The sequence below is a fragment of the Aliirhizobium cellulosilyticum genome (genome assembly GCF_014198105.1).
Classification (GTDB): Bacteria; Pseudomonadota; Alphaproteobacteria; order Rhizobiales; family Rhizobiaceae; genus Neorhizobium; species Neorhizobium cellulosilyticum.
Genome location: NZ_JACIGW010000011.1, coordinates 32,701 through 53,208, shown reverse-complemented (window position 1 = coordinate 53,208; position 20,508 = coordinate 32,701). Strand labels below are relative to the sequence as shown.

The following is a 20,508-nucleotide window of genomic DNA, read 5'->3' as shown; positions in this document are numbered from 1 at the left end:
TCACCGAGAAGAACCAACTGGAAGAAGCTGAATGACCGATCTACCCGCCAGCGAAAATGGTGCGAGTGCAGAATATGGTGCCGATTCGATCAAGGTGCTGAAGGGCCTAGATGCCGTTCGCAAGCGCCCCGGCATGTATATCGGTGATACGGATGACGGCTCCGGTCTTCATCACATGGTCTACGAAGTCGTCGACAACGCGATCGATGAGGCCTTGGCCGGCCATGCCGATATCGTCACCGTCACGCTCAACTCCGATGGCTCCGTCACCGTGACCGACAACGGTCGCGGTATCCCGACGGACATCCACAAGGAAGAGGGGGTATCGGCGGCGGAAGTCATCATGACTCAGCTCCATGCCGGCGGCAAGTTCGACCAGAATTCCTATAAGGTTTCAGGCGGTCTGCATGGCGTTGGCGTCTCGGTCGTCAATGCTTTGTCGGTCTGGCTTAAGCTTAAGATCCGCCGCAACGGCAAGGTCCATGAAATTCGCTTCACCCATGGTGTCGCCGATGCGCCGCTGAAAGTAATCGGTGACTACGAGGGACGTTCAGGCACGGAAGTCACCTTCCTCGCCAGCCCTGAAACCTTCACCATGACCGAGTTCGATTACAATACACTCGAACACCGCCTGCGCGAACTCGCCTTCCTGAATTCGGGTGTCCGAATTCGGCTCACGGATCGCCGCAAGCCGGACGTGAAGGAAGAAGAGATGGTCTATGACGGTGGCCTCGAGGCCTTCGTAAGCTACCTCGATCGTTCGAAGAAACCGCTCGTTGAAAAGCCTGTCGCCATCAAGGGCGAGAAGGATGGGATGACGGTTGAAGTGGCCATGTGGTGGAACGACAGTTACCACGAGAATGTTCTCTGCTTTACCAACAATATTCCTCAGCGTGACGGCGGAACCCACATGGCGGGTTTCCGAGGAGCGCTTACAAGGCAGATCACGTCCTACGCGGAAACCTCGGGTATTATGAAGCGCGAGAAGGTTTCGTTGACCGGTGACGACTGCCGCGAGGGACTGACGGCCGTGCTGTCGGTCAAGGTTCCGGATCCGAAGTTCTCGTCGCAGACCAAGGACAAGCTGGTTTCTTCGGAAGTTCGCCCTGTTGTCGAAAGCCTTGTCAACGAGGCGCTCAGTTCTTGGCTGGAAGAACACCCTGCAGAAGCCAAGGTTCTCGTAGGCAAGGTCGTAGAAGCCGCCGTTGCTCGTGAAGCCGCCCGCAAGGCGCGCGAGCTCACCCGCCGCAAGGGCGTTCTTGATATCGCTTCCCTGCCGGGCAAGCTGGCTGACTGCTCCGAGCGTGATCCATCCAAGTCCGAAGTCTTCCTCGTCGAGGGTGATAGTGCAGGTGGCTCCGCCAAGCAGGGTCGCTCGCGTGAAAACCAGGCTATCCTTCCGCTGCGCGGTAAGATCCTCAATGTTGAGCGTGCCCGCTTCGACAAGATGCTCTCTAGCCAGGAAATTGGCACGCTGATCACCGCGCTCGGCACATCGATCGGCAAGGACGAGTTCAACGCCGACAAGCTGCGCTATCACAAGATCATCATCATGACGGACGCTGATGTCGACGGAGCGCATATTCGCACGCTGCTCCTGACCTTCTTCTTCCGCCAGATGCCGGAACTGATCGAGCGCGGCCACATCTACATCGCCCAGCCGCCGCTCTATAAGGTCGCGCGCGGCAAGTCCGTTCAGTACCTGAAGAACGAGGCGGCGCTTGAGGAATACCTCATCAGCATGGGTATCGAGGAAGCAAGGTTGATCGTCGGTTCCGGTGAGGTTCGTGTCGGCGAAGACATGCGCGAAGTGATCCACGATGCACAGCGCCTGCGCTCGCTCGTCGACGGTCTTCATTCCCGCTATAACCGTTCGATCATCGAGCAGGCGGCAATTGCTGGCGCGCTCAATCCGGACCTTACCGACAACCGCGAACGTGCCCAGCAGACCGCCGACCTCGTCGCACAGCGCCTGGACATGATTGCGGAAGAGACGGAACGCGGCTGGACCGGTCACGTGACGGACGAGGGTGGCCTGCGTTTCGAACGCATGGTACGCGGCGTTCGCGAAGCGGCCTTCATCGATAACGCGCTGATCGGCTCGGCCGACGCTCGCCATATCGATCAGCTGTCGGGCCGTCTGCAGGAAATTTACTCGACCTCGCCGATCCTTGCCCGCAAGGATGGCCAGCTGGAAATCTCCGGTCCCCGTGCGCTTCTCGATGCTATCTTCGCCGCCGGCCGCAAGGGCCTGTCGATGCAGCGCTACAAGGGTCTTGGCGAAATGAATGCCGAGCAACTGTGGGAAACCACGCTCGACCCGAATGTTCGCTCTCTGCTGCAGGTCAAGGTGAACGATGCGACCGATGCCGACGGCCTTTTCTCCCGTCTTATGGGCGACGAAGTCGAGCCGCGTCGCGAGTTCATCCAGGACAACGCATTGAGCGTCGCCAACCTCGATATCTGAGGCATTTGCTCAGTCCAAAGCTGAAACGGGGCCGACAGGCCCCGTTTTCGCATCCGGCTAAGGATTCACGCGAAACCTTGCACAGTCAGGCTTTTGATCACGGTTCGCCGGAGAACTTCCCCTCGAAGGCGATCTCCGAAACGGCCTTTCGTCCGCTCGGTATCTCGCGCTCCCTCAGGTCTTCCGGCAATGTCTCCTTCGCGGCCATGCGGCCAAGCGCGGCTGCAGCTTCCACTCTGAAACCCTCGGGCAGTTCGAGCACGTCCACAGATTTTTCCTTGTCGAACCCCTCCATTCCATGCGCGTGATAGCCGAGCTTCATGGCCTGGCAGATTACTGAGAACCAGGCTGCGCCCGTATCGTAGGAATGCGTATAGGCGGGCTTGTGCTCGCCGTTTGATGAAACCCGGTAGCATTTCGAAACGATAATCATCAGGGCAGCGGCATTCTTTGCCCAACGCTGGTTGCCGGGAACGAGAAGATCAAGGATCGCCTCGAATGCCGGCGTGCCGCGAAGACCATAGATGAAGCGCCAGGGCTGATTGTTGCCGGACGAGGGCGCCCAATGCGCCGCGTCGAGAATGGTCAGCATCTGTTCGCGATCCATCGTCTCGTCAGTAAAAGCGCGCGGCGACCAGCGATCGAGAAAATACGCGTCGATGGGAAATTCGGATGTGCGGGAATTGCTGCTGGTCATCGAGGTCTCCTTGTCATGTTGCCCAACATATGCCTCACCGGCTCTTTGGCAATCACCCTCGCGCAGGTGACAATCGACCCCACATCCGTCATAGATGGGTGAGGGGAGGGAGGCGTTCTACGGAGCGCGCAAGGAGAGGAGTGCACCGCCATGAAAGGCAGCGCGATCATGTTCTATCAGCTGTATGAATTGAACCACGCTGCGCTCGCGCCGTTTCGCGCCGGTGTGGAAGCACTTCGCTATGTCTCTAGCAATCCGCTCAACCCCATGTCGCAAACCGTGCTCGGCCGTACGTTGACGGCAAGCCTCGAAGTTTTCGAGCGGGCCACGCGACGCTATGCCAAGCCGGATTTCGGCCTGAACGAAACCACCGTGAATGGCGAAACGGTCGCAGTGGAAGAAGAGATCATTTGGTCTAAACCCTTCTGTCAGCTGCTGCATTTCAAGCGCGATCTTCCGCCGGCCCATCAGCCGGATCCGAAAATCCTGTTGGTCGCGCCTATGTCCGGACATTATGCGACACTGCTGCGTGGAACGGTCGAAGCGCTGCTTCCTCATGCGGAGATTTACATCACCGATTGGGTCGATGCGCGGGTCGTGCCTGTCACGGAAGGCGGGTTCGATCTTAACGATTACATCGATTACGTTATCGAGATGCTGCAGGAGATAGGCCCTGGCGCACATGTCGCCGGCGTCTGCCAGCCTTCCGTCCCGGTCCTCGCCGCCGTTGCGATCATGGAGACGCGGAAGGATCCGATGTTGCCCGCCTCGATGATCCTCATGGGCGGCCCGATCGATACTCGCATCAACCCAACGGCGGTCAACAAGCTGGCAAACGAGCATCCGCTCGAATGGTTCAAGGATAACGTCATCATGACGGTCCCCTTTCCGCAACCCGGCTTCATGCGTCCGGTCTATCCCGGCTTCCTGCAGCTCTCGGGTTTTATGTCGATGAACCTCGACCGCCATGTGATGGCACATCGCGAATTCTTCGATCACCTCGTCAAGAATGACGGCGAGTCGGCGGAGCGACACCGGGACTTCTACGACGAATACCTCGCCGTGATGGACCTGACCGAGGAGTTCTATCTCCAGACCGTAGATACCGTCTTCATCCGCCATTCTTTGCCGAAAGGCGAGATGATGCATCGCGATGTCCCGGTTGACACTGGTGTCATTCGCAACGTTGCGTTGATGACGGTCGAAGGCGAGAATGACGATATCTCCGGCTTGGGCCAGACCAATGCCGCCCACGCGATATGCCCGAATATCCCTGACAGCATGCGCCTTCATTACATGCAGCCGGATGTCGGTCATTACGGCGTTTTCAATGGTTCCCGTTACCGCCAGGAGATCGCGCCGCGGATCATCGAATTTACCCGGCTGCATTCCGGAACCCGGCCAAGCGATGCGGCGCCTAAGCCTACGCGTAGCGGCAGGAAAAGCGCGCCGAAGCCGGAATAGATCGAATTCCACTATCGATTTCCGCATTTTAGCGGATTTAATCTTTGCTCTTCTTGAAGCGCGATCCGGGGCTCACCAAATCGATTCCCGTCGGGCTGGCATCTGGCCTCCCGCTCTAACCCTAAGGGTGTGACCTATGAACCAGTCTGCATTGATACGTCCGGAGTGGACGCCGGCCACCATTGCTCTCATGGTGCTCGGTTTCATAGTTTTCTGGCCGCTTGGCCTTGCTATGCTCGCCTATATCATTTTCGGGGATCGGCTTCGCGGCTTCAAGCGCGATGCCAATGATCGCACTGACAAATGGTTCGCCGGGTGCCGCAAGGCAAGCCGCCGTTACAACACGCATTTTTCGACCGGCAATGTCGCTTTCGACGACTGGCGCAAGGCCGAACTGGATCGCCTGGAAGAAGAACGCCGCAAGCTTGATGAGATGCGGGAAGAGTTCGATACCTATGCGCGCGAGCTTCGCCGCGCCAAGGATCAGGAAGAGTTCGACCGCTTCATGCGCGACCGCAAAAATCGTCCTTCGGGCGATCAGCCGGTGGTCGATGTCTGACCCCAAAGTCGGCTCTGATGTGATGAAGGCCGGTGCTCTTCGGAGCGCCGGCTTTTTTGATGGGCAGAATCCCGGTGAATCGGGTAAGGAATAGTCATGTTCGCGCTCTTGAAGAAGCCGGTTCGCCGGTCACCCAAACCACTGCAGACGGTCAAGCGCACGCTTGCTGTGGGGGATCGCGCCATGCCATTGACCATCAAGGAGAACAGTCGCGCGACCCGTATCACGCTCAGGATCGAGCCGGGCGGCAGGGCGCTCAATCTCACCATCCCCGTGGGCCTGAAACATTACGAGGTGGATGACTTTCTGTATCGCCACGAGGGCTGGCTGAAAACCAAGCTCGCCAAATTCTCCCTCGACAACCCGATCCGGCCGGGTGGCACCATTTCCATCCGCGGCGTCCAGCACCGGATCGAACATACCGGATCCTTGCGCGGCATCACCCAGGCGCTGGTTATCGATGGCGAACCGGTACTCAAGGTAAGCGGGCTTGAGGAACATATGGGCCGAAGGATCTCGACCTTTCTCAAGAAGGAAGCGCGCCACGATCTCGAAGCGCTGGCCCGCCGTCACGCCGCTGCCATCCGCAAGCCGATTGCCTCAGTGTCAATGAAGGATACGCGTAGCCGCTGGGGCTCATGTTCCTGGGACGGCAATCTCAGCTTCTCGTGGCGCATCGTCATGGCGCCGCCGCTGATCATCGATTACCTCGCAGCTCACGAGGTCGCACATCTGAAAGAGATGAACCACGGCCCGAAATTCTGGGCGCTCTGCGGAGATCTGTGCCCGCGTATGGACGAGGCACGCCGCTGGCTGAAGCTGCACGGTTCGCAGCTTCACGCGATAGATTTCAGTTGAAGGAAGTGAACTACAGGGCCGAGGAATAATCCTCGGTTTACTGCCAGTTGCTTGTCCGGATGGACCAGTTTTCCTGGCTCAAACCTGGGGTCGGATCAGCCATCGCCATCCCGGCTCCAGGACGCTTCTGCACATTCGGACGTGCAGCCGGGACCGGAACCTTTGCGACGTTCTCAAGGCTGGCCTGATAGGCATGGGCAGGGGTATAGGAAGCGTTCTGCGGCACCGCATAGGCGGTATCGAATGCCTCTTCCATGCTGGACCGAGCAACCGCTGCCGTAATCACCGGCGCAAGCGGCGGGTTGTTCGAGGCGACGGCCGGCTGTGCCGAACCGTTATGTCCGCTCTTTTCCGGCATTGCAGCAGCCTGGGACGTGACGGCAGGTGCCGAAACCGCGGCCACCTGCGTGCTCGCAGCGGCAGCACTTGCAGCCTCGGCAATGATCGACGACGACAGGGCTGGGTTCTGCTCGGGATCGTTCGACGCATAGGCGAGAATGTAGCTGTTGGCCGGCTTCGGAGCCGCCGTCTGCAGATTGCCGTCCTCGTCACGCTTTTCGTAGAACACGTTGCCGCCGGCAGCGGCTACATAATGCATGTTGTTGTATGGGAAGCTGTATCCCTCTGTATGGAAGAACATAGCGTTCTTCACGTCGGGATGGCGCGCGCCCTTCAACACTGCATCTGCCGCCGTGTTGAGATCCGGCGCGGTAGCCTCGTCCATCTTGCGGGTCATCACGCCCGGAGCAAACTGGTTTTTCTGTGCCACGACGCCGCAAATCGTCTCCGGGTAGATGCCGGAGGTCAGGCGGTTCATGATCACGCTTCCAACGGCCAGAAAGCCATTTTCGCTCGTCCGCCTGGATTCGAAATACATCGCACGCTTCAGGCATTCACGATCTTTATTGGTGTAGCTATATACGGCCTTTTGTGAGCCAGTTTGTGCTGACGCCAATTTGGTCGTTTTGTCTTTAGCGTCCACTGACGACACGGTCTGCGTGCTGGTGCATGCAGAGAGCAGCCCCCCAGCCGTCAGACATAAAGCTGCCCGCCAGGCAACTGTCGTAATCCTCGTCATGGTACCCCGCCAAAAAATTTCAAAAATCATCTGGTTGAGGAATAACCTACCTCAATTCATACAGTTTATCAATTATCTTTCATGACAGGCCAAACCTCGGAAATTCCATTCCTTTTTCGATTTTGGCTGCAACAAACTTTCATGAGCGAAAACTGATATTTCACACATTCATCAAGCGTGAGCATGTTACGATTCGTATATGAGACATCACGGTTAATTCTTCGTATCCGGCAATCCGCCGCTGTCCATCCATGTAAAAGATTCTCGACTCCGCAGGCATTTCGTGTCACTCCGCGATCATGAAACTCGACATCAAGATTTGTGGTTTGTCGACGGCGGATGCCGTGGATCGCGCCGTTGAGCGCGGCGCAACCCATATCGGCTTCATCTTCTTCGAAAAGAGCCCGCGTAACATCGCGCCCGAGATCGCCGGTGAGTTGGCCGACCGGGTCCGCAGCAGGGCAAAGATCGTCGCCGTTACCGTGGATGCGAATGACGAAGACTTGGACGATATAGTCTCGCTTCTGCACCCGGATATTCTCCAGCTTCACGGACATGAGACGCCGGAACGCATCCTGCATATCAAGGCGCTCTATGGCCTGCCGGTAATGAAAGTGTTTTCGGTAAGGGAAGCCACGGATCTGCATCGGGTCGACCCCTTCATCGGCGTCGCCGACCGCTTCCTCTTCGATGCGAAGGCACCGAAAGGATCGGATCTTCCGGGCGGTAACGGTGTCTCCTTCGACTGGAACCTGATGGCTTCGCTTGACGAAGGCGTGAATTACATGCTTTCCGGGGGCCTGAATAAGGATAATGTCGCTGATGCGATCGCGTCCACGCGCGCAACGGGTATCGATGTATCGTCCGGAGTGGAAAGCGCCCCGGGCCTCAAAGACGTTGGAATGATCGATGCGTTTTTTGATGCTGTCGCCGATGCGAAAGCCAATAAGCGCTGAAGGAGCATAGAGTGAACGATACGCCTAAACCCAATTCCTTCCGCTCCGGCCCCGATGAGGACGGCCGTTTCGGCATTTTCGGTGGCCGCTTTGTCGCGGAAACACTGATGCCGCTGATCCTGGATCTTCAGGCCGAATGGGAAAAGGCGAAGAACGATCCGGAGTTCCAGAAGGAACTGGCTGATTTAGGCACCCATTATATCGGTCGCCCAAGCCCACTCTATTATGCCGAGCGTCTGACTGAACATCTCGGCGGCGCAAAGATTTATTTCAAGCGCGAAGAGCTGAACCATACCGGCTCCCACAAGATCAACAACTGCATCGGCCAGATTCTGCTGGCCAAGCGCATGGGCAAGACCCGTATCATCGCCGAAACCGGTGCCGGCCAGCACGGCGTGGCCTCGGCCACCGTCGCTGCCCGTTTCGGCCTCCCTTGTGTCGTCTATATGGGCGCCACCGATGTTGAGCGCCAGGCCCCGAACGTCTTCCGCATGAAACTGCTTGGCGCCGAGGTGAAGGCCGTCACGGCCGGTTCCGGCACGCTGAAAGATGCCATGAACGAGGCGCTGCGTGACTGGGTCACCAATGTCGACGACACCTATTACCTGATCGGCACTGCCGCCGGCCCGCATCCCTATCCGGAAATGGTCCGCGATTTCCAGGCCGTCATTGGCCAGGAAGCCCGTGAGCAGATCCTGGAAGCCGAAGGCCGCCTGCCGGATGTCGTCATCGCTGCCGTTGGCGGCGGTTCTAACGCCATCGGCCTTTTCCATCCCTTCCTCGATGACGAAGGCGTCAAGATCGTCGGCGTCGAAGCCGGTGGCCATGGCCTCGACGGCAACGAACACTGCGCCTCGATCACCGCAGGCTCTCCGGGCGTGCTGCATGGCAACCGCACCTATCTCTTGCAGGACAAGGACGGCCAGATCCTCGAAGGCCATTCGATCTCTGCCGGCCTCGATTATCCGGGCATAGGCCCTGAGCATTCCTGGCTGAACGATATCGGCCGCGCCGAATATGTGCCGGTCATGGATGACGAAGCGCTCGAAGCCTTCCAACTCCTGACGAAACTCGAAGGCATCATCCCGGCGCTAGAGCCCAGCCATGCCATCGCCGAAGTGATCAAGCGTGCGCCGAAGATGGGCAAGGACCAGATCATCCTGATGAACCTGTCCGGCCGCGGCGACAAGGACATTTTCACCGTCGGCAAGTTGCTTGGAGTGGGGCTGTAATCATGACTTCCAGAATGGACACACGCTTCGCCAAGTTGAAGGCCGAAGGTCGCCCCGCTCTTGTCACCTATTTCATGGGCGGCGATCCGGATTATGCAACCTCGCTCGGCATTATGAAGGCTTTGCCGGAAGCCGGCGCCGATGTGATCGAACTCGGCATGCCGTTTTCCGATCCGATGGCGGATGGCCCGACCATCCAGCTCGCCGGCCAGCGCGCCTTGAAGGGTGGCCAGACGCTGGCAAAGACGCTTGATCTCGCCCGCGATTTCCGCAAGAGCGACGATGAAACCCCAATCGTCATGATGGGCTATTACAACCCGATCTATATCTACGGCGTCGACAGGTTCGTCGATGACGCGATCGCAGCCGGCATCGATGGCCTGATCATCGTTGATCTGCCGCCGGAAATGGATGACGAGCTCTGCATCCCGGCGCTCGCCAAGGGCATCAACTTCATCCGCCTGACGACCCCGACCACGGACGAGAAGCGTCTGCCGACCGTGCTCAACAATACGTCCGGCTTCGTCTATTACGTTTCGATGAACGGCATTACCGGTTCGGCTTTGCCCGATCCGTCGCTGATCTCCGGCGCCGTCGCCCGTATCAAAGACCACACGGATCTGCCGGTCTGCGTTGGCTTCGGCGTCAAGACCGCCGATCATGCCAAGGCAATCGGTGCCGCAGCAGATGGCGTTGTCGTCGGCACGGCGATTGTCGCCCAGGTCGCCGGCAGCCTCACCAAGGATGGTGCTGCTACCGCCGACACGGTTTCCGCCGTTTCCACTTTCGTTCGCGGTCTTTCAACCGGCGTGCGTTCCGCGCGCCTTGTTGCTGCCGAATAACTGGCCCACATAAGGCATGCCTCTCGAAAGTCGCCACCGGTCTCGAGAGCGAGGCATGTCTGAAAATTGAAGATCTGAGGCGTGGCACGCGATTTTAAGGATCGCGATACGCTTCAGTCCTGACACTGTTTTATCGGAGTACCCCCAAGTGAACTGGATCACCAATTACGTTCGACCGCGCATCAATTCCATGCTGGGTCGTCGCGAAGTTCCGGAAAACCTCTGGATCAAGTGCCCTGAAACCGGCGAAATGGTCTTCCACAAGGACCTCGAAGAGAACAAGTGGGTCATTCCTGCCTCCGGCTTCCACATGAAAATGCCTGCCAAGGCGCGCCTCAGGGACCTGTTTGACGGCGGCGAGTTTGAAGCCCTGCCGCAGCCCAAGGTCGCCCAGGATCCGCTGAAGTTCCGCGATTCCAAGAAATATGCCGACCGCCTCAAGGACAGCCGCCTGAAGACCGAGCAGGAAGATACGATCCTGTCGGGCCTCGGCACCGTCCAGGGCGTCAAGCTGGTTGCCGTCGTGCATGAGTTCAACTTCATCGGTGGCTCGCTCGGCATGGCAGCCGGCGAGGCGATCGTGAAGGCTGCCGAGCGTGCGCTGAAGGAAAAATGCGCCCTGATCATCTTCCCGGCGTCGGGCGGTGCCCGCATGCAGGAAGGCATTCTTTCGCTCATGCAGCTGCCGCGCACCACGGTTGCCGTCGATATGCTGAAGGAAGCCGGCCTTCCTTACATCTGCGTGCTGACCAACCCGACCACCGGCGGCGTTACCGCGTCCTACGCGATGCTGGGTGATGTCCATATTGCCGAGCCGGGCGCTGAAATCGGTTTTGCCGGCAAGCGCGTCATCGAACAGACCCTGCGTGAAAAGCTGCCGGAGGGTTTCCAAACCTCTGAATACCTGCTTGAACACGGCATGGTCGATATGGTGGTCAAGCGGCACGATATTCCCGAGACGCTTGCCCGCATCATCCGCATGCTGATGAAGCAGCCGGTGCAGGAAGCGCTTCCAGCACCCGCACCGGTCGCTGCGACCGCCTGACTTGAGGCAATTCCGGCAACCGGTTTTGTCGGAATTGCGTTGAAACCAAAAAACTGGGTGGCCGTACCCTCGGACAGGGTGAGACTGCTCGAAAAGACGACCAAAGCCGGAGCTACGGGATGTCGACCATGAACCAGCCCGTCGCAAGCGAAGCCGCTCAGGAAATCGAGCGGCTGATGACCCTTCATCCGAAAGGGTTTGATCTGTCGCTTGAACGTATCACCCGCCTCCTTGAGGTGCTCGGCAATCCGCAGCTGAAACTGCCGCCGGTCATCCATGTCGCCGGCACCAACGGCAAGGGTTCCTGCACCGCCTTCTGCCGCGCGCTGCTGGAGGCAGGCGGCCATTCGGTCCACGTTCACACATCCCCCCATCTGGTAAATTGGCACGAGCGTTTCCGCATCGGCGTCAAGGGCGGTCGCGGACAATTGGTGGATGACGCGCTGCTTGCAGATGCCTTGCGCCGTGTCGCAGCCGCCAATGACGGCCAAACGATCACCGTCTTCGAGATCCTCACTGCTGCCACCTTCCTGCTGTTCTCCGAACAGCCCGCGGATGCGGTCATTCTGGAAGTCGGGCTGGGCGGACGGTTCGATGCCACCAATGTCATCGCCAATCCTGCCGTCTCGGTGATCATGCCGATCGCGCTCGATCACCAGGCTTATCTGGGAGATCGTGTCGAATTGATCGCCGCCGAGAAGGCCGGCATCATGAAACGCCGGCGTCCGGTGGTTGTGGGTCACCAGGAATTTGAAGCCGCCCGCGAAGTTCTGATCTCGACGGCGGATCGCCTTGGCTGTCCACTCTCGGTCTATGGTCAGGATTTTTCCGCCCATGAGGAATTCGGCCGCCTGATCTATCAGGACGAGGATGGTCTGCATGATCTGCCTTTGCCGCGCCTGCCGGGCCGGCATCAATACGCCAATGCCGCAGCCGCCATCCGCGCTGTCAAGGCAGCCGGTTTTGCCGTTACCGACCAGATGATGGAAAAGGCGATGGTGAGCGTCGAATGGCCGGCGCGCCTGCAGCGGATCACCGAGGGCAAGCTTCTGGAATTCGCGCCCAAGGGTGCTGAGATCTGGCTCGATGGCGGACATAATCCCGCTGGCGGCGAAGTCATTGCAGAGGCGATCGCGGCTTTCGAGGAGCGTCAGCCGCGCCCGCTTTATCTCATCACCGGCATGATCAACACCAAGGATCCGGTCGGTTATTTCCGCGCCTTTGCCGATCTCGCGGAACATGTCTTTACCGTTCGCATCCGCGACAGCGAAGCCGGCCTTGATCCGGTGGTCTTGGCCCATTCCGCTTTCGATGCGGGACTGGTCGCCGAACCGTCCGCCTCGGTCGCCGAAGCGCTTCAGGAAATTACCCTCCGCCAGATCCCCGATCGCCCACCAACCCGCATCCTCATTGGCGGTTCCCTCTATTTTGCGGGTAATGTTCTGGCAGATAACGGCACTCCGCCGACGTGATGTAGGGGCCTACGGATGGCCCTCACCCAAGGGGCAGCTTGCTTCCACCTTGCCCCGTAAATGGGGAGAGGGGACTTGTTATGCTGAAGTTCAGCGCGAGACGGAGAGGGGCAACTTGCGTCCTTCTCTCTGTCAAAAAGGGGAGAAGATTCCGGCAGGTGGATGAGGGGCTGGCACTGTCACCAGCGTCGCCACAAGCGGGGACGAGATCCCAATCCCGCTCCAACAATCCCAATCATTTAACTGGTTTTTCATCCCCGCCCTCGCGCCGCGTGCCTAGAATGTGCTCGTTCCGCTTCGGCTACACCGGTCCGCATAACCGGCGAGGCGGAACCGGTGATCGGATGTTCCACCCTTATGCAGGCGGACCATCCGGAGCTGCGCAGAAAATGGTCTGCCCCTGAATAAGGCGTGCGTGTGTCGCACACATACCGGCCTGCAGTTCGATGAGGACATAAGCCCGACCGCCGCAGACGGACCGGAGTTGCGCGGAAAAACACACAGAACGGGACACGCCGAGTGTCACATATAAAAATTCAATTCGAGGCACCCGACGTGTCCCGGCCAAAACAAGAAATATCCAGATCGCCAAGGGCGGACTGTGTCCATTCGGAAGCCAGCTTCAAAATAGGCAAACAAAAAACCCGGCTAATTTCCCAGCCGGGTTTTGGATTCACGTGAAACACTTTTTTAAGTGTTATGCAGCGCCGGAAATCCAGGCGGCAAGCGCGGTCTTCGGAGCAGCGCCAACCTTGATGTCAGCCACTTCGCCGCCCTTGAACATGGCAAGCGTCGGGATCGAGCGAACGCCGAACTGGGCAGCCAGTTCCGGGTTTTCGTCGATGTTCAGCTTGGCGACCTTCACCTTGCCGGAAAGTTCGGTTGCGATCTCTTCAAGGCTCGGAGCGATCATCTTGCACGGGCCGCACCATTCAGCCCAGAAATCCACGACGACCGGCTCGGCGGAGTTGAGAACTTCGGCCTGAAAATTGTTGGTATCGACCTTAACGGTAGCCATAGGGCTCTCCTTTACGATTCTTCGTTGCTGCAAATGTGAGATCGGCATTGATCATTTTCAATCTCCGTCATGTCACTTTGTCTTGAGCTCTGCAAGCGAGCGCGACATCAGCTCGACAGGTAATGTCATGACTGTTGCCGTCTCGGTATAGACCAGCACACAGTCGACTTGCTTGCCGGGATAAAGCGGCTTCATGATCTCGCGATAGATGGCAAGCTGCGCCCGATGCGTCAGCGGCACGGCCTCGACGTCCGCCGGTGGCTTGCGGTTGGTCTTGTAGTCGAGAATGATCACCCGATCGTCCATCTCCACCAGCCGGTCGATCCGCCCTGAAATCGCATAATCCTGCCCCTCCAGATGAAGCGTCCCCATGATCGACACTTCCGCCTGGCTGCGGGCCGAAAAGACCGGCGCAAGGCCGGAGTGTGAAAGCACCGAAATGACGCTCTCGACCAGCTTTTCCCGCTCGGCCTTGGGCCAGAACCGTGCAGCCCGCTCGGCATAGCGGTTGGCGGCAGTTTCACGCTCCACGTCGGAAAACTCCGTCAGCATCTGCAGCATGCGGTGAACCAGTTTACCCTTCTGCAGCGCAAGGCTTGCCGTTGCCTTGTCGCCGAACAGGGGAGAGGTGACGATCAGGTCGTCCGCATCGTCATCGATCATCACGCCGGCGCCCGATGGGCTGAGTGGTCGCGGCAAAATCTTCTGTGGGGGCAGGGGGCGTGACAGATCGCCCGGCAGGCCCGGTCTCTCCGCCGCCTTGTGTTCTTCGCGCTCCGCCCGCTCGACACTTCCGCCGGTAACCGGCAGCCGCCATTTCAACCCGCTCCATTCGCCATCCGGCCCGTTGAACGTGGTGGCGCTGCAATGCTGCTCGTCCAGCGAAAGCGCCCGCGAGATCATCGCCTGCCAGCTGTCCGGATTGTCACGCACGCCGCGATAGCCGCAGACGATCAGCCGGTCGGCCGCGCGTGTCATGCCGACATAAAGCAGCCGCCGATATTCCTCTTCGGAAAGCGTCTTCAGCCGCTCCTCATCGGCACCAGTCAGCGCGTTCGAAAGCGTCTTTCCCGGCAGCCATGCCGGAACATCGCCCTGCGCGGTTTTCAAGAACCGGAATTTCGGCACATGCGAGGAAATGAAGGATTTCGAATTGCTGTCGACCAGAAACACCACCGGCGCCTCGAGCCCCTTGGAGGCATGTACGGTCATGATCCGCACCTCGTTGCGCCCGCCATCCTGCTCGCGTTTGACCTCCGGGCTTTCAAGCTCCAGTGTCGAAACGAAAGCCTGAAGTCCGGGCAGGCCGGATGTTTCATGGTCCAGCGCGAAGGTCAGGAACTCATCGAGAATATCGCCGGCCTCCGTGCCGAGCCGCCCGAGAAACTTTCGCCGCCCGCCATATTGCCCCAAAATCCGCGCATAAAGATCATGCGGGCTGAGCAGCCGGGAAAGCGCAAGCAGATGCTGCAACCGTTCCGCAGCATCGCGAAATCGCAGCGGCTGTTCCTCGGCAAGCGCGAGAAGCCGCATCCAGGCGCTGGTATTTTCCGCCCGCAGCGCCGCGACCTCGAACACATCTTCTTCGGAAAGATCGAACAGCGGGCTCTTCAGAAGCGCCGCCAGCGAAAGATCATCCTGCGGCAAAAGCATGAAACGCCCGAGCGCGAGCAGATCCTGCACCGCGATATGGCTGGTCAGTCGAAGCCGGTCGGCACCGGCAACCGGAATGTTGTCGCGCCGCTTCAACGCCCGTGTCAGCGCATTGACGAAGGCATCGCGCTTGCGCACCAGAACCAGAATGTCACCCGGCTCGATCCGACGTTCCACACCTTTCTCGATCACCGTTTCATGGCCGATCATCTCACCGATCCGGTCGGCGATCCGCGCTGCAAGGATGGCAGCCGGTGCCTTGTCCGGCGTCGAATCGAAAGGCGCTGTCCAGTCCTCTTCCTGCTCGGACACTTCCGGCGCAACTACATCCCACAGATCGACCGCGCCGGCATGGCCCATTCGATTGGACCGGTGCTGCACCGCGTCGCCGATCGCCGAAAGCCCCTTGGCGTTCTCCTCCAGCGAAAACACCTGGTCGACGGCGGAGAGAACATCTGCCGTGGAGCGGAAGGAGAGCGGCAGGCGGATCGCGTGAAACGGCTGGCCGCTGCCGCTCACCTGCTTCTGTGTCGCGCTGCGCTCCTCGGCAAACCGTTCCGGACGCGCACCCTGAAACGAATAGATCGACTGTTTCTCGTCACCCACGGCAAAGATGGTCCGCAGCGTTTCGCGGGCGCTGGCGCCGGAATAGAAATCCTCCGCCAGCGACTTGATCACCGTCCACTGGATCGGGCTGGTATCCTGCGCCTCGTCGACCAGGATATGATCGATGCCCTGGTCAAGCTTGTAATGCACCCAGGCACCGACCCCGTCGCGGGTCAGAAGATCGGCGGTCCGCGCAATCAGATCCTCGAAGTCGAGCAGGCTACGCCTTCTCTTCAGCTCCTCGTAATCCTCGGTCAGCCGCGCCGCCAGCGTCAGTGCGGCCTTGGTTGCCGAAAACATCCGGATCAGCCGCAACCGGTCGCGGCAGGCAAACACATGGCTCCGCGCCGCATCGATCGCCGCCGCGAGCTCCGGCGCTGGCTTCAGCATCGTTTTGGCAACCAGAGAACTGTCGGCCTTGACCGTGCCCTTGGCGGCCAGAAAGATCGATTCCAGATAGTCGGCCCGCTTGAACGCATCCAGCTCCTTCATCACCACCCGCAGGCCATAGGCGACATCGGTCACCTTGGATCCACCACTCTGGTCGGCCAGCGACAGATAGAGATCGAGGGTAAGGCCCGACAGGCCGGGAAGCGGCCAGTAACTGCCAGCGATACTCTCTTCCGTATCACCCGCATCAAGCCCCAGCATTCGTTTAAGCTCAGGCCCTATCCCATCATGGCGCTCGGCATTCGCCGTGAAACGCCGGATCGCCGTCCGGTTGGCCACGATGTCGGAAAGCAGGGCTTCCAGCCCGAACTCGTCACCGAGATCGAGAACATGGGCAAAAGCTTCCGCCAGATCAGCATCATCCTCGGCAGACGTTGCAGTCAGAAGCGAACGCCGTGCTTCCGCCAGAAGCGCCGAAGCGGCCCGGTCGTCGAGCACGGAAAAATGCCCGGCGACATTGGCTTCCAGCGGAAACTGATGGAGCAGCGCTTCGCAGAATGCGTGGATCGTCTGGATCTTCAGCCCGCCTGGCGTCTCCAGCGCCTTGGCGAACAGCCGCCGCGCCTCGGCCAGCTTGGCGGAATCCGGCTCATGACCTTCGATGCCGGTTATCCGCTTGCGCAACTCCTCGTCGGAAAGCACCGTCCATTCTGACAGCCGCTGAAAAACCCGGTTCGACATTTCCGATGCCGCGGCCTTGGTATAGGTGAGGCACAGAATGGAAGAGGGGCGGCAGCCGGCCAACAGCAACCTGATCACGCGCTGGGTCAGGACATGCGTCTTGCCCGAACCGGCGTTGGCCGAAACCCAGGCCGAGCTTGCCGGATCCGAAGCTCGCGATTGCTGCACCGTCGTCCAGTCGATCCACTGCTTCGGCTCGTCGCCGGCCGGCAATTCATCGGTGAGGATCTCACTCATCGGCTTCACCCTCTCCGTCATCATCCGCCGTCGACCATTCGGCAACCCGGGCGAGGTGGTCGTATTCGCCACCAAAATCGCCCTGCGCAAAGGGCACCAGCCGCGAGGCAAAGCCGGCATCGCCGCTTCGCAGTTTCAGCACGAACCTGGTCAACTGATCGATCGAATCCTGCGCCAGGTCGATTGCCGATTTCGGCTGTTTCTTCGCACTGGCGGAAGAACCTTCATTGTTCACCCGCTCGGACCTGAACCGGTCCCCGGGCCGCAACCGCACATAAAGAAGATCGCCGGGCTGCTGAACACCCATCACTTTGAAGGCCCCCGCCTGAAGTGCCGCCGCCTCCAGCGCAAGCTGTGGATCGAGCAGCGCACGGGCCTGCGAAACCGAAGGGCTCAAACCCGTCTTGTAGTCGATAATGTCGGCGGTCCCCGAGCGCATCAGATCGATCCGGTCGGCAATACCGGTCACCCTTATCCCGGCCGTCTCGACCTCGAAACCGGCTCCGGCTTCCGTCACCGTGCTGCGCACCTCCGGCGCCCGTTTTTCTTCCCAATCAAGAAATGCCTTCGCCACTTCGACAAAACGCGGCCGCCAGACCCGGTCGATATGCGGCGGCAATTGCTCGGCATCGAACAGCTCCTGTGTGATCCGCATCATGGATTCACGTGAAACATTGCTGCCCGGCTTGTGGCCCTGCCGCGTATAGCGGTCGATGATCGCGTGATAGAGTGTGCCGCGCTGCGACGCGCCGGGGTCTTCGTTGAACGGCGAAAGCGGATCGAGTTTCAGGATGCGGCGGGCGTAGACGGAGTAAGGATCGCGCCGCAACCGGCCGACCTCGCTGAAGGAATATTTGACCGGCTGCAGCTCCGCCGGTGGTCTCGGGGCAGGGCGCTTTGCCGGCTTCTGGTCTGCGCCCGCGTCGATCAGCGAGGCCCAATGACGATAGTCTTCGCCGCGCGCTTTCAACCCGTCGGCAAAAGTCTTGCCCCCCAGCGCCAGCAATCGCTGCAGCCAGCGGGAAGCAACTGTCGGCGTCGCACCCTGGCGCAGCGAGCGCGAAAAGATCAGGTTGCGGGTGCCGCAGGCCATTTCGAAATCATGCGCCAGCTGGCCAATCCGTCGTTCCGGCGGCTCCAGCCCCATATCGGTCTTCATCGAGCGGGACAGGAACGGATTGTTGACCGTCTGCCCCGGCCACGATCCTTCGTTCAATCCGCCGAGGATCATCGTGTCGACGCTCTGCAATCGTGCCTCAAGCGTACCGAAGATGAATACCCGCGGATGTGCAAGCGAGCGGGGTTTCACGGCCCCGCCCGTCGTCAACGCCATGACGATATCGATCCATTGCGGACCATCGGCATCGATCTGCCCGTCGGTTTCCATCACTTCGGCAAGCAGGCCCGAAAGCTGCTCACCCGCCTCGCCGGACCAGAGCGCCGCAAGATCGCCGCGCTCGTCGATCGCAATTGCCTCCAGCGCCTTGCCGGTGCGGCTCGCCCATTCGGAAAGCGGCAACTTTGCCGTCAGCCCGCGACCGTCAGCGCGCCGGTGAACGAAAGAGCTCACCAGAGGTTCGACCGCCTGCGTGATCCGCCGAGCAACATCCCGCGCCATCTCGATCGCTTCTTCCGGCAACGAATCGATCCAGTGCGGCGTGTGCCGGTCCTCGGCATGCGCTGCCAGTTGGGTCTCCAGAAGCGGTTCGAGCGTCGAAATATCCATCTCGCCGACACCGCCACGCAGTGCGAGAACTTCCAGTGCGTCGATCGCGGTCTTGAGCTCGGCAACCGGCAGGCCAAGCCGCATCAGCGGATGTTTCATCAGGCCGACAATCGCAACCGGATCGCCCGGCCGAAGTGCCGCCTCCAGAAGCAGCTGGGTCAGCGTTCCCTGCGGTGTGCCGGAAAGCGCCGAACCGGCCGAATCGTCGGCAAGGATGCCGAACCGGGCAAGCTCCGCCGTCACCCGCCGGCCAAGCGCACGGTCCGGTGTGATCAGCGCCGCCTGCGCGGCATTGCCATTGCGGCCGGGCTTCTGCAGCGCGAGCCGAAGCGCGATGGCAATCGCAACCGCTTCCTCCCGCTCGTTGGCAGCCTCGATCAGGGAGACATCGGCAAATGCCGCACGAAGCGCCTCGATATCTGCATCGTCGCGCCACTCGCTCCAACGGTCGGTCGCCTTGGCCGGCACCAGCGCCTGCGAGATGGCGGCCGCCCGGAACGCCAGATCGACCGGAACCTCTCCGATGATCCCGACGTCGTCCCGCACGGCACCGATCTTCTTCAACAGCTTGGAAAGCCCGAATTGCGAATGGCTGCGGCTGGCGGGGTCGGGCTTGCCGTCAAAGGTTTCCTCTTCGACGGTTGCCCATTGGTCATCCGGCATGGATGTGTCGAGGCCTGGAAGCACCACCGTTCCATTCGGCAAGCGAGAGATTGCCGCGATCAGCTCTGCCGCCGCCGGCACCGAACCCGTCGATCCTGCAACGATCACTGGGCCCTTATGGTTCCGTTCTCCGATCCGCCGCGCCTCGCTGCGCAGAATTGCAGCGCGATGTTTGGCAGGGGAGGAGCGCTTCAACTCTTCCAGCCGGAGAGGCCAGAAGGCACTGGCGATCTTCAGAAACTCGGCGGTCAGCTGCCACCAGAGCGCATGTTCGCCGGTCTGCAGATTGTCGAGGTCCGCCCAGTCGCGTTCTTCCGTCTCGATAGCGTCGAGCAATTCGGCGAGCGCTCGGGCAAGCCAGATCGCATCGGCCGGGCTTGCCGGCGCCACGAGCGGCGATTCCGAATGCACGTCGAGCACGATCTTTGGCAGCTGGTTGCGCCAGGCAAGGATCAGTCGGCCAAGTTCGAGCAGTCGGGATGTCCCGCCGATCGGCAGCGCCATGTCCATTTCTTCCGGCGCTACGAGATCGAAAAAGCCGCTGTCGTCGTCTGTTTCGCCAAGCGGCCGGATCACCGGCAGGATGGCCGCCCGACCGCCGAGCAGATCGACGAATTCCGAGCGCAGCACACGGGCGGAGCGCCGCGTCGGTACGAAGATGGTCACATCGGCGAGCGATAATGGATCGGCAGGATCGTAGCGAAATTCCTCGTTCAGCCGCCCGTTGCAAAGTGCGGCGGCGAGCGTCTTCAGGAATGGCACACCTGACGGGATCGAGAAAATTCGCCGTTTAGCCGGCATGGG

General features: G+C 60.0%; 13 protein-coding genes and 1 pseudogene. 9 read left to right on the top strand and 5 right to left on the bottom strand.

Annotation, left to right across the window (positions count from 1 at the left end; genetic code table 11):
- Window positions 1–31 precede the first annotated feature (31 nt).
- Window positions 32–2,467 carry a DNA topoisomerase (ATP-hydrolyzing) subunit B gene (gene gyrB / locus GGE33_RS25415; RefSeq protein ID WP_183829742.1) on the top strand — a complete coding sequence of 812 codons (2,436 nt, stop codon included), beginning with the start codon at window positions 32–34 and terminating at the stop codon, window positions 2,465–2,467.
- Between the two features lie 97 nt (window positions 2,468–2,564).
- Here gyrB and GGE33_RS25410 read toward each other — a convergent pair whose 3' ends face one another.
- The gene (locus GGE33_RS25410; protein ID WP_183829740.1) at window positions 2,565–3,164 is read right to left on the bottom strand and encodes a nitroreductase family protein; all 600 of its coding nucleotides are present in this window, start codon (window positions 3,162–3,164) and stop codon (window positions 2,565–2,567) included.
- A 168-nt stretch (window positions 3,165–3,332) separates the two neighbouring features.
- Between GGE33_RS25410 and GGE33_RS25405 the strand changes: the two genes are divergently transcribed.
- The 3 genes from GGE33_RS25405 to GGE33_RS25395 all read left to right on the top strand — a co-directional run bounded on the left by GGE33_RS25405 (window position 3,333) and on the right by GGE33_RS25395 (window position 6,045).
- Complete coding sequence (locus tag GGE33_RS25405; protein WP_183829802.1) at window positions 3,333–4,628, top strand: polyhydroxyalkanoate depolymerase; 1,296 nt, start codon at window positions 3,333–3,335, stop codon at window positions 4,626–4,628.
- A 136-nt stretch (window positions 4,629–4,764) separates the two neighbouring features.
- Window positions 4,765–5,187, top strand: a complete 423-nt coding sequence (locus tag GGE33_RS25400) for a DUF2852 domain-containing protein (RefSeq protein WP_183829737.1) — start codon at window positions 4,765–4,767, stop codon at window positions 5,185–5,187.
- Window positions 5,188–5,283: 96 nt separating this feature from the next.
- A complete protein-coding gene (locus GGE33_RS25395; RefSeq protein WP_183829734.1) occupies window positions 5,284–6,045 on the top strand; it encodes a M48 family metallopeptidase in 762 nt (253 codons plus the stop codon).
- Between the two features lie 522 nt (window positions 6,046–6,567).
- Here the strand turns inward: GGE33_RS25395 and GGE33_RS27625 are convergent.
- Window positions 6,568–6,964 (bottom strand): annotated as a pseudogene (locus tag GGE33_RS27625) (cell wall hydrolase); the annotation flags it as partial.
- Between the two features lie 458 nt (window positions 6,965–7,422).
- Between GGE33_RS27625 and GGE33_RS25385 the strand changes: the two are divergent.
- The 5 genes from GGE33_RS25385 to GGE33_RS25365 all read left to right on the top strand — a co-directional run bounded on the left by GGE33_RS25385 (window position 7,423) and on the right by GGE33_RS25365 (window position 12,670).
- Entirely contained in the window at window positions 7,423–8,079 is a 657-nt protein-coding gene (locus GGE33_RS25385; RefSeq protein ID WP_183829727.1) for a phosphoribosylanthranilate isomerase, read from the top strand.
- An 11-nt stretch (window positions 8,080–8,090) separates the two neighbouring features.
- Complete coding sequence (gene trpB / locus GGE33_RS25380) at window positions 8,091–9,311, top strand: tryptophan synthase subunit beta (protein ID WP_183829724.1); 1,221 nt, start codon at window positions 8,091–8,093, stop codon at window positions 9,309–9,311.
- Between the two features lie 2 nt (window positions 9,312–9,313).
- Window positions 9,314–10,153 carry a tryptophan synthase subunit alpha gene (trpA, locus tag GGE33_RS25375; protein ID WP_183829721.1) on the top strand — a complete coding sequence of 280 codons (840 nt, stop codon included), beginning with the start codon at window positions 9,314–9,316 and terminating at the stop codon, window positions 10,151–10,153.
- 148 nt (window positions 10,154–10,301) lie between these two features.
- A complete protein-coding gene (gene accD, locus GGE33_RS25370) occupies window positions 10,302–11,198 on the top strand; it encodes an acetyl-CoA carboxylase, carboxyltransferase subunit beta (RefSeq protein ID WP_183829718.1) in 897 nt (298 codons plus the stop codon).
- A 128-nt stretch (window positions 11,199–11,326) separates the two neighbouring features.
- On the top strand, window positions 11,327–12,670 hold the full coding sequence (locus GGE33_RS25365; RefSeq protein WP_394353695.1) for a bifunctional folylpolyglutamate synthase/dihydrofolate synthase: 1,344 nt from the start codon (window positions 11,327–11,329) through the stop codon (window positions 12,668–12,670).
- Between the two features lie 697 nt (window positions 12,671–13,367).
- Here the strand turns inward: GGE33_RS25365 and trxA are convergent.
- From trxA to addB, 3 genes are all read right to left on the bottom strand, one after another.
- On the bottom strand, window positions 13,368–13,688 hold the full coding sequence (gene trxA / locus GGE33_RS25360; protein ID WP_148143837.1) for a thioredoxin: 321 nt from the start codon (window positions 13,686–13,688) through the stop codon (window positions 13,368–13,370).
- A 72-nt stretch (window positions 13,689–13,760) separates the two neighbouring features.
- Window positions 13,761–17,315: a double-strand break repair helicase AddA gene (gene addA, locus GGE33_RS25355; protein ID WP_183829712.1), complete on the bottom strand. Its 3,555-nt coding sequence runs from the start codon at window positions 17,313–17,315 to the stop codon at window positions 13,761–13,763.
- Window positions 17,308–20,505, bottom strand: coding sequence for a double-strand break repair protein AddB (gene addB / locus GGE33_RS25350; protein WP_183829708.1), 3,198 nt, complete (start codon window positions 20,503–20,505; stop codon window positions 17,308–17,310). The genes addA and addB overlap by 8 nt, the downstream gene beginning before the upstream one ends.
- Window positions 20,506–20,508: the final 3 nt, after the last annotated feature.